Below are 15,629 nucleotides of genomic sequence, written 5' to 3' on the forward strand. Positions count from 1 at the left end.
ATGGGAAAACTCTGTCGACAGCATCGAGAAACTCGATGGTGGGGGCGGAGGGCTTGGCCGGGGCTCCGCGCGGCCCGAAGGTCGCTGGCTGGCGCGAGGCCGATCAGGCGCCTAGTTTAGCGCCCATGTTTCACGATCCTGAGGCCGCGTGGTTGGGGAGGGCGGCGCGGGCGGCGCGCACGCTGAAGGCCAGCACGCGCGGCGCGCGCGGGGCGGGGCATTCGGTCTATGTGGTGCTGCTGCGCGACGCCCGGCGGGCCGATCCCTTTGGGCTCTATGTCGGCCAGACCTCGCGCGATCCCGACCTGCGCTTCGATCAGCATAAGAGCGGCTACAAGGCCAGCGGCGCGGTGCGGCGGTTCGGTTTGCGGCTGTTGCCTGATCTGAGCGCGCACCTCAATCCGATGCGGGCCTGGGAGGCGCTGGAGCTTGAGGCCGCGTTGGCCGAGGTGTTCCAGGCCGCCGGCGTGCCCTGGGTCGAGGGCGGCCACTGAGGCGTTTAGCGCGGAGGCTCCAAGCAGACGCCGTGGGTCGCCAGGGTGGCGAGTTCGTCGGCGATGTGGGCGCGGGCCTCGGCGCTCTGTTCGGGGCCGTTGGCGGCCCAGGAAAAGACGCCCGGCAGGGCGGCGACGACGGCGTCGACGGGCACGGGGCGCAGGCTGCCCTCGGCGACGCCTTGCCGAAGTACGCGGTGGTAGCCGGCGGCCAGCTGGCCGGCGTGGTCGGCCGCGGCCTGGCGTTCGCCGACGCTGAGCAGGCCGAAACCGACATAGGGAGCCATGATGCAGACACCAGGTTCGCTGGCCGACCAGATGATGTCGCGCACCGCAGCGTGGATCACGTCCGGGCGCGGGGCGCTCGCGTTTTCGGCGGCCCGCATCACCTCAAGGAAATGGGCGTAGGCGCGCTCGACGCAGGCGTCGATGAGATCCTGCTTCTGGCCGATGTGGTGATAGATCGCCCGCTTGCTGAGCCCCAGCGCCGCGCCGACATCCTCCATCCGGGTGGCGCCGATGCCGCGACGGTTGAACAGGAACGAGGCGGCGATCAGGATCCCCTCGCGCTTGGCGGCGTCGACGGCGTGGCGATTGAAGATGTCGGCCTGGGGCGGGGCCAGCGAGGTCAGGGGCGCGAGCCTCGCCGACGGCGCGGAGCGGTCGGCGACCAGGCCCTGAAACAGGATTTCGCGAGCCCCGACCGCGACCAGGTCGAGGTCGGCGTCCGTCGGCGCCCATCGCGCGTAGATCGGCGTCCAGTTGGCCATGCCGAGGATGGCGTGGCTGACCACGACGGGGTCCATGGGGCGAAGCTGCTTGGCGTCGATCCCGGCCTGGATCAGCGCGGCGAGCCGATCGATGATCGCCCGCTGGCGTGACCAGATGAGGTCGCGCTGCTCAGTGGGCAGGGCCATCATTTCACTGAGCACCGCCGGCTCGGGCGCGGCGTCGGCCTTGGTCAGGAACGCTGAGAGGACTTCGACGATGTCGGAGGACGCCGCCGTCGCGGCGTCCAGGCGCGCGCCGAGCGCGTCGCAGGCGTCGGCGTAGCATCGGAACTGCAGATCCTCGCGGTCGGTGAAGTACTTGTAGATCGCCGGCCGGGTCAGGCCGAGTTCGGCGGCGATCTCGCCGAACCACTCCACCGACACGCCCATGGTGTTCAGGTGCCGGGAGGCGACATCCAGAATCTGCTGCTCGCGATTTCGGGAGCGGGCTGTCGTTTCCTGGACGTTCAAGCGGGTTCTCGGCGGGTTCTCAGCGGAGTTTCGAATAGGGGCGGAACTGTACTCGTTCGAAACCCACTTGACGACAGGGTAACGATTTGCGGAATGTGCGCACCTAATCGTAACTAAAAACCGACGCAGTTCGGGACGGGGAACGGAATGCACTCAGGATCGAACCAGACCGCCTTGGCGGCCAAGCGCCGCTGGGCTCTGCTCTGCACGGCCTCGCTCGCCAGCCTTTGCGTGGCCGACGCGGCGATGGCCCAGGCCAGCCCGTCCCCGACCGCCATCGAGGAGATCGTGGTGACGGCCGACCGCCGGAGCGTGAGCGCCCAGGACGTGCCGGCCACCCTGACCGCCGTCTCGGGCCAGACCATCGCCGAGCGCCATCTGGACAACATGTCCGAGGCTATCGGCATCGTGCCCAATGTCGACATCAAGCAGAACGCGCCCGGCGTGCTGCCGGTGGTGACGATCCGCGGGGTCGGGCTGAACGACTTCGGCGGCAACACCAGCCCGCCCGCCGGGATCTATGTCGACGAGATCTTCCTCTCGACCGTGGTGATGATGAACGGCCAGCTGTTCGACCTGGACCGGGTCGAGGTGCTGAAAGGCCCGCAGGGCACGCTTTACGGCCGCAACTCCACCGCTGGGGCGATCAACTTCATCTCCGCGCCCCCGACCAAGGAGGCCGGCGGCCGCGTCCAAGCGGGGTACGGCAACTACAACACCTTCACCCTCGACGGCATGGTCAACATGCCGATCTCCGACACCCTGGCGCTGCGGGTCTCGGGCAAGCTGATCGAGCAGCAGGACGGGTACTGGAAGAGCCGCCTGCTGCCGGGCACGATCGGCAAGCAGAGCATCCAGACCGGCCGGGCGATGCTGCTCTGGACGCCCAATGACGACTATCGCAGCCTGCTGAAGGTCGAGGGCCTGCGCCAGCGCGGCCAGCAGGGCCTGACCGAGTTCTTCGGCGGCGTCGACCCGACCACTTTCGGCCCCTGCGCGGCCCTGGCGGCCGGCCGCATCGACGACACCAGCTGCACGAACTATCTCGGCTACACCGACCGCGACGGCGACCCCTATAAGGGCGACTGGGAGCGCAAGCCGATCCAGAACAGCGACGGTTGGGACGCCACCTGGCGCAACGATCTGCAGGTGGGCGGCCTGACCCTGACCAGCGTCACCGGCTATCGCAGCTTCATCCAGCGCACCGATTCCAACATCGACACCACGCCGGCGCCGATCCTCGACTACCTGAACAAGTACGCTATCGATCAGTTCTCGCAGGAGGTCCGGTTCGGCGGCAAGTCCGGGCCGCTCGATTGGATCGTCGGCGGCTTCTATTCCTGGGACCAGTACACCTACTCGTCGGTCGGCCAGAACCGGGCGCTGTTCAACACCAACACCCTGATCACCGCCGACCAGACCACCAAGTCGGCGGCGGCCTTCGCCCACGGGCTCTATTCCATCACCCCGAAACTGACCGGGGTCCTGGGCCTGCGCTACACCTGGGAGGAGCGTCACTACGCGGGCGGATCGTTCGACCTGAACACCTTCGGCGCCAGCGCGCTCTGCGGCGGCTGCGCCCAGCCGTTTCCCTTGGCGGTGGTCGACCAGACCATCAGCGACAAGAACGTCACCGGCACGGTGGGGCTGAACTACAAGCCGGACGACGACAGCCTGATCTACGCCTCGATCTCGCAGGGGCAGAAGAGCGGTGGGTTCTTCTCAGGCCTGGCCACCGATCCGCGGCAGCTGATGCCCTACGACCCGGAGAAGCTCACCTCGTATGAGGTCGGGGTGAAGCTGGCGCTGTTGCAGCGCTCGCTGCAGGTCAATGTGAGCGGGTTCTATTACGACTACCGCGACATCCAGACGTTCAAGCGCTCGACCGCCGGCTTCATTCCGATCCAGATCCTGGGCAATGTCGACAAGGCCACGGTCAAGGGCATCGACGCCGACGTCTCGTGGCGGCCGACCCAGGACCTGACCTTGCAGGCCGCGGTCGGGATCCTGGACTCCGAGCTGGGCGAGTTCGTCAATGCGGCCGGCGTGGTGCAGGACGGCAACAAGATGCCGAACGCCCCGGCGTTCAGCTTCAAGGGCTCGGCGTCCTACGACGTCCACCTGCCGCGGGATTACATGGCGCGGGTCACGATCCAGCCGAGCCATGCGAGCAGCGCCTACCGCGACTCTGAGAACACTCGCATCGCCAAGACGCCGAGCTACTGGACGGTGGACGGCAATGTGCTGCTGTCGTCGGCCGGCTCGCCGTGGACCTTCTCGGTCTGGGGCAAGAACCTCACGGACGAGCAATATCTGACCCAGGTGATCGACCTGACCGGCCTCGGCTTCGGGACCAAGATCTACAGCGCGCCGCGCACCTTCGGCGTGACCCTGGGCGTCGCCTGGTGATGCGCCGCCCGATTGAACCTGTTGCTGGACAAGGAGCCGAGCGCCGATGACCGCCACGTCAGTATCTGGATCATGCGACCCGCGCTTCGAGGCGGTCCGTGGGCTGTTCGAGGCCAACCTCGCCAGCGGGGCCGATGTGGGCGCGAGCTTCGCGGCCACGATCGAGGGCGAAACGGTGGTCGATCTCTGGGGCGGCTTCGCCGACGAGGCCCGCACCCGGCCTTGGGAGGCCGACACCCTGGTCAATGTCTACTCGACCACCAAGACCATGACCGCCTTGACTGCGCTGCTGCTGGCCGACCGTGGCGAGCTCGATTTCGCCGCGCCGGTCGCCCGCTATTGGCCGGAATTCGCGGCCAATGGGAAGGCGCAGATCACGGTCGCCCAGCTGATGGCGCACGCGTCGGGGCTTTCCGGCTGGCAGGAGACGATCAGCCAGGAGGACCTCTACGACTGGGACAAGGCGACCGGGCTGCTGGCGGCCCAGGCGCCGTTCTGGGAGCCGGGGAGCGCGCCCGGCTACCATGCGATGACCCAGGGGTTCCTGGTGGGGGAGGTGGTCCGGCGGATCACCGGCCGCTCGCTGGGGACGGTCTTCCGTGAAGAGATCGCCGAGCCGCTGGGCGCTGACTTCCACATCGGCATGGGGGCGGAGCACGACGCGCGTGTCGCCGACCTGATCCCGCCGCCGGCCGCGGCGCCGGCCGATCTGGGCGCGCTGACCCCGCTGCTGATCAATGTGATGACCAACCCGGCGTCCGATCCGTTGGAGACGAGGACACGGGCCTGGCGCGGCGCCGAGATCCCGGCGGCCAACGGGCAGGGCAATGCGCGCTCCATCGCGCAGATCCACATGCTGCTGGCCAACGGCGGCGTCGCGAACGGCAAGCGGCTGTTGTCGGAGGCCGGTTGCCGCCGGGCCCTGGAGCCGCAGGTCGAGGGCGTCGATCTGGTGCTGGGCATGCCGGCTCGGTACGGCCTCGGCTTTGGCCTGGCGCCGATCATCCCGCTGCCGGGTCCCAACTGCATCTTCTGGGGCGGCTATGGCGGCTCCCTGGCGATCATCGACATGGACGCGCGCGCCACCTACGCCTTCGCCATGAACCGCATGGGCGTGACGACGATCGGCGACGCCCGGGGCCTGGGCATGGCGACGGCGATGTGGAGCGCCCTGGCGTAAGGCGCCGCTTCCCTCCGGCGCGGAGGGCGTCCAGGGTGGCGGGGTGAACATCCTCTTCATCACCCTCGATCAGTTCCGCGCCGACTGCCTCTCGGTGGCCGGGCATCCCGTGGTCCGCACGCCGCACCTCGACCGACTGGCGCGCGAGGGCGTGCGGCTGGCGCGGCACTACAGCCAGGCCGCGCCCTGCGGGCCGGGGCGGGCCAGCCTCTACACCGGGACCTACCAGCTCAATCACCGGGTGGTGGCCAACGGTACGCCGCTGGACCGGCGGCTGGACAATGTGGCGCTGGCCGCGCGGCGGGCGGGCTATGAGCCGACCCTGTTCGGCTACACCGACCAGGCGGTCGATCCGCGCGACGTCAGCGGGCCTGACGATCCACGGCTGCAGACCTATGAAGGCGTGCTGCCGGGGTTCGCCGTCGAACTCGATTTCACCACCCATGACCCCAGCGCCTGGATCGGCTGGCTGCGGGAACTGGGCCACGAAGTTCCAGACGACAGCGAGGCCGCGCTGCTGGGCGAGCCGGGGCGGCCGGCGGAGCACAGCCTCTCGGCGTTCCACACCGACGCCTTCATCGGCTGGATGGGCCGTCAGACGGGGCCGTGGTTCGCGCATCTGAGCCAGCTTCGCCCGCACCCGCCCTATGCGGCGGCCGGGCGGTTCGCGACGATGTACGACCCGCGAGACATCGCCCCGCCGATCGCGCCGTCGCCCGAGCGGCACCGGCTGCACGAGGGGCTGCTGCGGGTCTTGCCCGCGCCCGGCGATCCGGTCGAGATGGCCAGGGTCCAGGCCCAGTATTTCGGGATGATCAGCGAGGTCGATCATCAGCTGGGCCGCGTCTGGGCGGCGCTGGAGGCGGCGGGCCAGTGGGAGGAGACCTTCATCGTGGTCACCGCCGACCACGGCGAGCAGCTGGGCGACCACGGACTGATCCAGAAGGCCGGCTATTTCGAGCAGAGCTATCACGTGCTGGGGATCGTGCGCGATCCGCGCCAGCCGCAGGCGCACGGCGGCGTGGTCGAGCGGTTCACCGAGAACGTCGACATCCTGCCGACCCTTTGCGAGGCGATGGGCGCGCCGGTTCCGGCCCAGTGCGACGGCCTGCCGCTGACGCCGTTCCTGGCCGGCGAGGAACCGCCCTGGTGGCGCGAGGCCGCTCATTGGGAGTTCGACTGGCGGGTGGGGAACATCCTGCAGGGCGATCATCCCTGGCCCTGGGATCGGCGGCTGGAGCGCCAGAGCCTAGCGGTGCGGCGGACCACGGATGCGGCCTATGTGCAACTGGCCGACGGCGACTGGCTATGCTTCGACCTGGCGGCGGACCCGAGCTGGCGCACGAACCTCACCGACCCGGCGCGGGTGCTGCCCCAGGCCCAGGCGATGCTGGCGTGGCGCGCCCAGCACGCCGACCGGACGCTGACCGGCCTGCTGATCGAGGACGGCGGCGTGGGGCGCTGGCCGGAGTAGTTTTGGCGGCTCGGCGACGCCTGGGCCTTAGAGCTTCGGCGTCCAGTCGGCGGTGTCGTGATCGGGGTGCTGATAGGAGACGATGCTGGCGATATGCGCCGCCGCCCGGGGCTCGTCGGCCTCGTGCACGGGCAAGGTCGCAAGCTCTTCGAAGTAGGGCAGGCGCGCGGGCGAGGCGAGTTGCTCGCTTAGCCGCACCTCACCTGGCCGATCGAGGGCGCCGATAGCCAGGGCGACGTGCTGGCCGTCGTACTCGAAGGTAAGGGGCGTGCCGCAGTCGCCGCAGAACCCCCGAGCGACCTTGTTTGAACTCTGGAAGCGCTTGGGCCGGCCGCGCGTCCAGGCCACCGTGTCGTGGGGGGCGCCCACATAGGGGCCGAAGAAGCCGCCGGTCGCTTTCTGACACATGCGGCAATGGCAGATGGACGCTTCTCCGAGCTCGCCATCGACGCGGAACCGCACCGCTCCGCACTGACATCCTCCGGTCATGCTCACGCTCGCTGTCACCAAGGTCTCCAACACGCGATAGGAAGTGAAGTCAGGTTTGCCCGGCTGGCGGTTCTCCTCCCCCACGAATGGGGGAGGAGAAACCCGGGGCTTAGGCCTTCAGCGCTTCGGCTTCGGTGAGGCGTTGGGCTTCGGCCATGTCCTTGGGCAGGGTGATGGCGGCCAGCAGGTAGTGGACGCCGGCCCAGGCGTAGATCAGCAGGTTGAAGACGATGCCCTGGCGGGTGCCTTGGGCGGTCGCCAGCTTGCAGGCGGTGTCCAGCGCCGCGCCGGCGCCTTCCTTGCCGACGCCGCCGGGGCACATCTCGAAGAACGAGCCGGTGTTGGTCAGGGCGAACTGGGCCTGGGACAGCATGTCGATGCACCAGCCGCAGAAGGGAGGGCCAAAGCCGAGCGCGATCAGGTTCAGCACGAAGAACAGCAGGGCCGTGGCGGTGGCGCGCATGCGCAGGGACACCGCATTCTGGATCACGCCGAAGGTCGGGCCGAGATAGGTGTAGTGGAAGATGCCCGGGATCAGCAGCAGGCCGGCGGCCAGCTTCCAGTCGTCGCGGGTGTAGACGAGGATGTAGAGCGGGCAGGCGATCAGCAGGCCGAAGGCCGGGACCAGAGCGTACCAGCGGCCGGACTTCTTGGCCGCCCAATCGGTGAGGAAGCCGCCCATCAGGGTGCCGATGCCCGCGGCGATGCCGCCGACCACGCCGAAGATCAGGCCGACGGTGGCCAGGTCCAGCCCGAACATGCGGATGAAGTAGGGGGCCGAATACTGGCCGGTGCCGTAGCTGGCGAAGGAGGCCACGGTGATCCCGGCCACCATGTGGAAGAAGCCCCACTTGCCGAAGATACGCTTGGCGACCGCCAGGACGGAGGGCGGGGAGGCGTGGACGGCGGGCGCCTCGTCGGCGCGGGCGAGGCCCGCGAGATCAGCGGCCTCGTCGGCGGCGGCCTGGGCCATCATGGCGTCGGAATAGCCGCGCGGCGGCTCCTTGACGAAGATCTTCAGCAGGATGGCGACGATGACGCCGGGCAGGCCGACCAGCATGAAGGCCATGCGCCAGTCGAGGTTCTGGGCGATCCAGCCGCCGGCCACGGCGCCGAACATGGTGCCGAGCGGGATGCCGAAGGAATAGATCGACAGCGCCGAGGCGCGCTTCTTGGGCTCGAAATAGTCGGAGATCAGCGAGTGGGCGGGCGGCGACAGCCCGGCCTCGCCGACCCCGACGCCGACCCGGAACAGCAGCAGCTGCAGGAAGCTGGTGGCCGTGCCGCAGAGCGCGGTGAAGCCGGACCAGATGATGATCGCGACGGTGATGATGTTGATGCGGCTGTGGCGCTCGGCCAGCCGCGCGATCGGGATGCCCAGGGTGGTGTAGAGCAGGGCGAAGGCCAGGCCGCCCAGCAGGCCCAGTTCGGTGTCGGTGAGTTTCAGGTCGACTTTGATCGCCTGACCGATGGTGGCGATGATCGTCCGGTCGATGAAATTGAAGGTGTAGGCCAGGACCAGCAGCCAGAGCACTGACTGTTTGTAGCTCTCTGAAAACAGGGGCTTTCGCCCCGCCGGCGGTGCAGCGGCGTCGGTCATGGCCATAGGCGTCTTCCCCCGGGACTCTATCTTGTTGCGCCAACTGTGGCGGGGTTGCGGGTCCAGGGGAAGGGGGATCGCAAGCGCTGCTACGCCAAACCGTCATCGAAGCTTTATCGGGCCGCCATGGGCGCCGGGCATGTGTTCCCCACGCAATTAACAAAAGGGAAAGCATGATGACCAAGGCCATGATCCTCTCGGCGGCCTTCGCCGCCGCCGCCATCGCGCTGGCCAACCCGGCCGCGGCCGCCACCATCGCGCCGGTCGGTATCGAGGCCTCCAGCACCTTCACGCACTACAACCAGTACAAGGCCGAGAACCTGATCAACGGCAGCGGCATGGTCGGCGACAAGCACGACTCCGGCTTCGCCAACATGTGGATGACCGATCTGGGCGTCGACGCCGCGACCCTGACCTTCGACCTGGGCAAGGCCTACAAGCTCGATAGCCTGAAGGTGTGGAACTACAACTTCGGCGACGATCAGTTCGCGGTGAGCACCCTGGACCGCGCGGCCAAGGCCTTCGTGATGTCGATCTCCACCGACGGCGTGACCTTCACCGACATCCTGTCCGACAGCTTCTCGCGGGGGACGGGCCAGCTGCTGGCCGGCGAGACCTTCGATGTGGCCGGGGTGGCGCGGTACGTCCGCCTAAGCCTGGACGGCAATCACCAGCAGTTCCCGGAAACCTACGGCTATGCGCCGGTCGGCCTGTCGGAAGTGCAGTTCAGCGGCTCGGCGGTGCCCGAACCGGCGACCTGGGCGATGATGATCGTGGGCTTTGGCCTGGCCGGCACGGCGGTCCGCCGCGCGCGGCGCGGGATGGTCGCGGCCTAGCTGCGATAGTGAAGCAGGGACGGGCGGACCCGTCCCTGCTTCTTTAGGTTACTGGCTGGTGATCTCGACCCGGCGGGACTGGGCGTCGCTGGTTCCGGCGGCGCCGATCTCGACGGACAGGGGCGGGCGCATCTCGATGCTGGCCTGCGGCACGCCGGCGGCCATCAACGCGTCGCGAACCGCCTTGGCGCGGTTCTTCGCAAGCTCCTGGTTCTTGGTCAGGTCGCCGGTCTTGTCGGTATATGCGGTGATGGCGATCTTGGCCGCGCTCGCCGTGATCGCGCCAGCCGCCGTGGCGATGGTCTTGCCGCCTTCGTCGCCCGGCGCGAACGACCCGACATCGAAGTAGACATTGGCCGGCAGGCCAACGACCGCCACCGCGACGGGCGCGCCTGGGGCCGCCGCCGTTACGGCTGGGGTTTCCGGCGTGGCGGCGGGAGCAGCCGCAACCGCCGGAGCGGTGGTCTGGGCGGTGTCCATCGCCGGAGCGGCCGGCTGGCGGTTGGCGAAGAACCACCAGAGCAGCAGGAGCAACCCGGCCAGCAGCAGCCACGGCAGCCAACGCATGAGGCCCGATTTGGCGACTGGGGCGGCGGCCGCGCCGCCGGCGAAGGCCTGGGTGGCGGCGGCTCCGGCTCCGGTCGCGGCGGCGTCTAGGCCAGCCCCCGCCGCAGCGAGCGGAGCAGAAGCCTTGGCCGCGGCTCCCGCTCCGGTTCCGGCGGCCGCGCCGACACCGGCCGCAGCCGCGCCGACCGCCGCGAGCGGGGCGGCGCCCGGGCCTTCGACCACGTCAGCGCCGCCGAACAGGCCGAGCTTTTTGAAGTGTTCGGCCAGCAGGTAGTAGACGGTGACGCGATTTCGCGTGGGGTCCTGCTTCATCTTCACGCCGACCGCGGCGATCGCCTGGTTGAGGTCTGCGTCGCTGTCGGTCAGGCCGAGCTTCTTCTTCAGGAAATTCTCGCGGACGCGCCCGACTTCGACCTCATCGGTGAAGGCCACCAATGATGAATCTCTGTTTTGCAGGGCGATGCCGCAGTAGCGGACAATCGCCGCGACGACGTTGGTGTCGGCGTTGGGCGCGTATTTCTTGACGTCGGCGTACCAATCTTCAGCCATAGACTTCTCCGATCCGTTCGATGCGTTCATCGTCGAGTACCGGGCGAGGATGCGGATCTGTGAGCGCGGCGTCAGAACTCCGCAGCATATTCACGCCCTTAGGGGTTGGTGTACGCGATACAGGTTCAGTACGTGCGACGCCCAGACTGGAGCGAGCCACGCGCAATCTCGGCAGCCAATAGACGTCAGGTCAAGTAATTGATGCTACCTGTGGCTGCTTATTGTGCGGCGGCGGGAAGTTGCGGACGCAATACGAGTTGTCGGCTTGATCGGCGCGGCGACCTGCCGGCTATTTTCGCGCCATGAACGCCTCGAAGCGCTTCTTCCAGGCCGGATGCCAGCGGGAGAGGGCGGGGCGGTTCTCGATGATGTCTGCGGCGGCCCATTGCATGCGGCGCTCGTCCACCGGGCGGGCCACGTCGTTGTCCGGGCACAGGATGTAGAAGTCGTCGGCGGTCAGGCGCTGCAGCATGAAGTCCACCACCTGTTCGGGCGTCCAGGCGGCGGGCGGCTTGGCGGCGGGCTCGGCGCCGGGCCGGGTGGTCATGCCGGTGAAGGTGAAGCCGGGGATCAGCAGGTGGGCGGTGATGGTCTCGGCGCCCGGCGTGTTGCGCAATTCGTGGGCCAAGGCCTCGGTATAGACCTTCAGCGCGGCCTTCGAGACGTTGTAGGCCGCGTTGCCGGGCGGGGTGGTGACGCCCTGCTTGGAGCCGGTGTTGATGATCAGCGCCGGGGCGGCCCGCGCGATCATGCCGGGCAGGAACGCCTGGACGCCGTGGATGGCGCCCCAGAGGTTGACGTCCATCAGCCGGCGCCAGCCGGCCAGGTCCTTGGCCGCCCCGCCCGGATTGAGGCCGATCCCGGCGTTGTTCATCAACAGGGCGGGCGCGGTCGCGAACACCTGCGCCGTGCGGCTTTGAAGGTTCTCCACGTCATCGAAGCTGGAGACGTCGGTGGGGACGGCGACCACCTGGTCGGGACGGCGCGCGAGCTGGGCCACCGCGCGGTGGGCGCGGTCCAGGTCCTCGCCGCCCAGATCAGCCAGGGCGACCTGCATGCCAAGCCCGGCGCAGCGCTTGGCCGCCGCCAGGCCGATGCCGCTCGCGGCGCCCGTAATCACGGCGAGCGCGCCGGGGGTGAGGATGCGGTCAAGGTCCATGGGGTCTCCAACTCACGCTTGGGGAAGCAGCCTAACAGGCGGTTGCACGCTGACGACACCAGAGTGCTCGCTCGTTTGCCGATAAGCGGCCAGGCGAATACACGGATTTGTAGGATTATACGTAAAATGCGCAGTCTGAGATTGTGAATTCTTAGCGGGTAGGCCCGCGAGGCGGCGCGTTGTTACGCTTTCATTTACTTACCTGGCGCAACTCTCAGGTTGTGCGGAGGGCATCTGCACGTTCGTCTGGCTGCTGGGGGGTAGTTTCATGATATTCGGAAGAAATCGCGCAAACGAGAAGACCAATGACAAGACCGCTGAACTAGAGGCGGTCCTGGGGGCCATCCACAAGTCCCAGGCGGTCATTGAGTTTCAACTCGATGGTACGATTATTCGGGCGAACGAGAACTTCTCCAAGGCGATGGGGTATTCCGCCGCCGAGATTGAAGGCCGCAAGCACAGCATGTTCGCCACGCCAGAATATGCGGCGAGCGACGAATACAGGACCTTCTGGAGAACTCTGAACAACGGGGAGTTCGCCGCCGGCAAGTTCTTGCGGCTCGCCAAGGGCGGGCGCGAGGTCTGGCTTCAGGCCTCCTACAACCCGATGTTCGACGCGTCGGGCAAGCTCTACAAGGTCATCAAGCTGGCCACCGACATCACCGCGACCGAGCAGGAGCACCAGCGCCGCGAGATCGAGCGCAACACGGCCCGCGAGCAGCAGGTCTATGCGGTGGAAGCCACGGCGACGGCGCTGTCGAAGCTGGCCGGGGGCGACCTGACCTATCGCATCGACGGTGCGTTCCCTGAAGAATATCTCCGGCTGCAATCGGACTTCAACGCCGCGAACAACCGCCTGCACGAGGTGATGGGCAATGTGGTCGACACCGCTGGGGCGATCCGCTCCGGGACCGGTGAGATCAGCAGCGCGGCCGACGACCTTTCGCGCCGCACCGAACGGCAGGCGGCCAATCTTGAGGAAACCGCCGCCGCCCTCGACGAGATCACCGCCACGGTGAGGAAGACCGCCGAAGGGGCCAAGGAGGCGCAGACCGTCGTCAATGCCGCGCGCGGCGACGCCGAAGCCTCCGGGGTTGTGGTCGCCGATGCGATCACCGCCATGGGCAAGATCGAGGCCTCGGCCACCCAGATCAGCCAGATCGTCGGCGTGATCGACGAGATCGCCTTCCAGACCAACCTGCTCGCCCTGAACGCCGGCGTTGAAGCCGCGCGCGCCGGGGAAGCTGGCCGTGGCTTCGCGGTCGTCGCCTCCGAAGTCCGGGCCCTGGCCCAGCGTTCGGCCGAGGCGGCCAAGGAGATCAAGGCGCTGATCTCGGCCTCGACGGCCCAGGTCAGCTCAGGCGTTGAGCTGGTCGGCAAGACCGGCCAGGCGCTGCAACGGATCGTTAGCGAGGTCGCCAAGATCACCGACCTGGTCACCGAGATCGCCGCGTCCGCCCAGGAGCAGGCCACGGGCCTGGCCCAGGTGAACACCGCGGTCAACGAGATGGACCAGATGACCCAGCAGAACGCGGCCATGGTCGAGGAATCGACGGCGGCGAGCCACGCCCTGGCCCAGCAGGCCGGGGAGCTGGACCACCTGATGGGCGAGTTCGCGATCGGGGAGCCGGCGACCGCTCGCCGGGCTGAACCGCCGCGCCGCGCCGCGCCGGCCCGCACGCCGCCGCAGCAGCAACAACAACAGTATCGGGCGTCGCCGGCCCGTGGCCCGGTGTCGGTCGGGGCGACCGCCCGCAAGTATGAACCGGCTCCGCAAGCCGAAGGCTGGGAGGAGTTCTAGGTGGACATCCAAGATCGTGCGGGGTTCTCCGGCGCGGAGCTGATCAGCGTCCGCATCGGTGAGCAGCAGTTCGCCCTCGACATCATGGCGGTGCGGGAGATCCGGGGTTGGACCGCCTCGACGCCAATGCCTCATGCGCCGTCCTATGTGGTGGGGATGATCAATCTGCGCGGCGTGGTCCTGGCGGTGGTCGATCTGGGCGCGCGCCTGGGTCTGGGCGCCTGCCAGCCGGATAGCTCGTCGGTGGTGGTGGTGGCCCATATCCGCGGCATTCCGGTGGGGCTGCTGGTAGACGCGGTCTGCGACATCATCGCGGTGACCGAGGACATGGTGCAGCCGCCGCCGAGCCTGGGAACCGAGGAGGTGCGCGAGTTCGTCCAGGGCATCATCTCGACCGACGACGGCATCGTTACGCTGCTCTCGCTGGAGCAGGTCCTGCCGACCGAGCAGCGCGTGGCGGCCTGAGGGCGGGGCCCTTCGGGGCGCTTCCCAAGCTTAGCGCCCAGTCTCGCCCCCTCCACCGCTGCGCAGGGGGGAAAGGGGGGCTAGGCCCTGGCCGTCTTCATCGGGTCGCCGTGCTCGCGGTTGAGCGCGATGGCGGCGGCGACCAGGCGGCCGACTTCATTTGACGTGATCTGATCGGGGCCGGTGAGCTTGATCGCCGCCATGTTGAAGCTGCCGCCAGGCTCCAGCCGAGGGTCGAGGTCGGTCAGCTGCGCGCCGCGCCAGAAGGCGAAGGTCATGTGGCTCTTGAAGCTTTTGAACAGGCAGACCGCGCCGCCCGCCGACCATATGGGATGGCCCCATTTGAAATCTTCTGCGAGGTCGCCGGCGGCGGCGATTTCCTGGCGCAGGAGCCTGGCCGTGTCGGCTTGCCAGCCGTCCAGAGCGGCGATGTAGGCGTCCACCTTGTCGGACATGGGGTGGGTTTCCTTTCCTAACGCCGGATCGGGAAGATGGCGCGCAGCTTGGCGTCGCGCAGGTAGAGGCCGCCCCAGATCACCGCGCCCAGATAGACGCCGAACAGGGTGTGGGAGACCAGCGGATCGCCCAGCCGCATATGGCTGGCGATCGCCCCGCCCATCACCGCCGTCAGCAGCACGGCGCCCAGCACCGCGGTGCGGGGGAAGATATAGAGCAGCAGGCAGATCAGCTCGATCGCCCCGATGGTGGGGCCAAGCGCGGTCGGGTAGCCGAGCTGGGTCAGGCTGTCGCGCACGACCTGCAGGTCGATCAGCTTGATGACCGTGTCGAAGGTCATGAAGGCGATCGCCAGGCCGGTGAGGACGCGGCCGGTCCAGAGCATCAGCCTGGGCGTCGCGGCGGGGGCGGTGTCGGTGAGGGTGACCATGGGGTTGGCTCCGAGCTGCTGCGTAATCAGGCGGATTTGGGGGTCTGGCCGAGCGACCAGGTGACGCCGAAGGGGTCGCGGAGCGTGCCGTAGCGATCGCCCCAGAACATGTCGGCCAGCGGCATGACCGGGGTCGCGCCGGCCTCGACCGCGCGCGTCCACCAGGCGTCGATGTCGTCGACCTGCAGGTGCATGGTGAAGGATCGGGAGGGTTCGTAGGGGTAACCTTCCTCCGGCCAGCAGTCGCTCATCAGCAGCGGCCCGCCGTTGATGACCAGGTGGCAGTGCATCAGGCGCTTGCCGTCCTGGGCCGGCATCCGCATCAGCTCCTGAGCCCCGAAAGCCTTCTGATAGAAGGCCGAGGCGTCGCTGGCGCCCTGGACGTTGATATAGGGGGTGACGCCGGTCACGGTCGGCGGGGTCATGGTTTCGCTGGCCATTGTTTCCGTCCTTCTTGCGAGCAGTTCGGCGCGGGTTTG

15 protein-coding genes are annotated in these 15,629 nt (G+C 68.1%); 7 read left to right on the forward strand and 8 right to left on the reverse strand.

Translation table 11 applies throughout. The annotated features are described in order from the left end of the window. Positions 1-125 precede the first annotated feature (125 nt). Positions 126-494 carry a hypothetical protein gene (locus ASE02_RS14520; protein WP_156406072.1) on the forward strand — a complete coding sequence of 123 codons (369 nt, stop codon included), beginning with the start codon at positions 126-128 and terminating at the stop codon, positions 492-494. A 5-nt stretch (positions 495-499) separates the two neighbouring features. On the opposite strand, the gene ASE02_RS14525 is transcribed toward ASE02_RS14520, so the two are convergent. Continuing rightward, a complete protein-coding gene (locus tag ASE02_RS14525) occupies positions 500-1,735 on the reverse strand; it encodes a TetR/AcrR family transcriptional regulator (RefSeq protein ID WP_056735255.1) in 1,236 nt (411 codons plus the stop codon). 147 nt (positions 1,736-1,882) lie between these two features. On the opposite strand from ASE02_RS14525, the gene ASE02_RS14530 reads away from it, so the two are divergent. From ASE02_RS14530 to ASE02_RS14540, 3 genes are read left to right on the forward strand one after another with little or no spacing between them, the layout of a single operon-like run. After that, positions 1,883-4,144, forward strand: a complete 2,262-nt coding sequence (locus ASE02_RS14530; RefSeq protein WP_056735256.1) for a TonB-dependent receptor — start codon at positions 1,883-1,885, stop codon at positions 4,142-4,144. Between the two features lie 46 nt (positions 4,145-4,190). Continuing rightward, positions 4,191-5,324, forward strand: coding sequence for a serine hydrolase (locus ASE02_RS14535; RefSeq protein WP_056735257.1), 1,134 nt, complete (start codon positions 4,191-4,193; stop codon positions 5,322-5,324). 43 nt (positions 5,325-5,367) lie between these two features. After that, positions 5,368-6,798: a sulfatase-like hydrolase/transferase gene (locus tag ASE02_RS14540; RefSeq protein WP_056735258.1), complete on the forward strand. Its 1,431-nt coding sequence runs from the start codon at positions 5,368-5,370 to the stop codon at positions 6,796-6,798. 27 nt (positions 6,799-6,825) lie between these two features. On the opposite strand, the gene ASE02_RS14545 is transcribed toward ASE02_RS14540, so the two are convergent. Then, positions 6,826-7,287, reverse strand: a complete 462-nt coding sequence (locus ASE02_RS14545; protein WP_056735328.1) for a GFA family protein — start codon at positions 7,285-7,287, stop codon at positions 6,826-6,828. A gap of 109 nt (positions 7,288-7,396) precedes the next feature. Then, entirely contained in the window at positions 7,397-8,893 is a 1,497-nt protein-coding gene (locus tag ASE02_RS14550; protein ID WP_056735259.1) for an MFS transporter, read from the reverse strand. Between the two features lie 170 nt (positions 8,894-9,063). Here ASE02_RS14550 and ASE02_RS14555 point away from each other — a divergent pair, with 170 nt between their 5' ends. Next, positions 9,064-9,723: a PEPxxWA-CTERM sorting domain-containing protein gene (locus ASE02_RS14555; RefSeq protein WP_162257177.1), complete on the forward strand. Its 660-nt coding sequence runs from the start codon at positions 9,064-9,066 to the stop codon at positions 9,721-9,723. A gap of 48 nt (positions 9,724-9,771) precedes the next feature. Here the strand turns inward: ASE02_RS14555 and ASE02_RS22070 are convergent, their stop codons facing one another. Both ASE02_RS22070 and ASE02_RS14565 read right to left on the reverse strand, forming a co-directional pair. Then, positions 9,772-10,839: a DUF2853 family protein gene (locus ASE02_RS22070; RefSeq protein ID WP_082602100.1), complete on the reverse strand. Its 1,068-nt coding sequence runs from the start codon at positions 10,837-10,839 to the stop codon at positions 9,772-9,774. A gap of 289 nt (positions 10,840-11,128) precedes the next feature. Further along, positions 11,129-11,998, reverse strand: a complete 870-nt coding sequence (locus tag ASE02_RS14565) for an SDR family oxidoreductase (protein ID WP_056735261.1) — start codon at positions 11,996-11,998, stop codon at positions 11,129-11,131. 268 nt (positions 11,999-12,266) lie between these two features. Here ASE02_RS14565 and ASE02_RS14570 point away from each other — a divergent pair, with 268 nt between their 5' ends. Together ASE02_RS14570 and ASE02_RS14575 are read left to right on the forward strand one after the other, a co-directional pair. Continuing rightward, entirely contained in the window at positions 12,267-13,799 is a 1,533-nt protein-coding gene (locus tag ASE02_RS14570) for a methyl-accepting chemotaxis protein (protein WP_056735262.1), read from the forward strand. After that, positions 13,800-14,264 carry a chemotaxis protein CheW gene (locus ASE02_RS14575; protein ID WP_235536707.1) on the forward strand — a complete coding sequence of 155 codons (465 nt, stop codon included), beginning with the start codon at positions 13,800-13,802 and terminating at the stop codon, positions 14,262-14,264. A gap of 80 nt (positions 14,265-14,344) precedes the next feature. Here the strand turns inward: ASE02_RS14575 and ASE02_RS14580 are convergent, their stop codons facing one another. The 3 genes from ASE02_RS14580 to ASE02_RS14590 are packed head-to-tail and all read right to left on the reverse strand — an operon-like array spanning position 14,345 to position 15,590. Next, a complete protein-coding gene (locus tag ASE02_RS14580) occupies positions 14,345-14,719 on the reverse strand; it encodes a DUF1801 domain-containing protein (protein WP_056735263.1) in 375 nt (124 codons plus the stop codon). A 17-nt stretch (positions 14,720-14,736) separates the two neighbouring features. Beyond that, positions 14,737-15,150, reverse strand: a complete 414-nt coding sequence (locus ASE02_RS14585) for a DoxX family protein (protein ID WP_082602101.1) — start codon at positions 15,148-15,150, stop codon at positions 14,737-14,739. A gap of 26 nt (positions 15,151-15,176) precedes the next feature. Then, complete coding sequence (locus ASE02_RS14590) at positions 15,177-15,590, reverse strand: glyoxalase/bleomycin resistance/extradiol dioxygenase family protein (protein WP_056735264.1); 414 nt, start codon at positions 15,588-15,590, stop codon at positions 15,177-15,179. Between the last annotated feature and the right edge of the window lie 39 nt (positions 15,591-15,629).

This window comes from Phenylobacterium sp. Root700 (genome assembly GCF_001429025.1).
GTDB lineage: Bacteria > Pseudomonadota > Alphaproteobacteria > Caulobacterales > Caulobacteraceae > Phenylobacterium.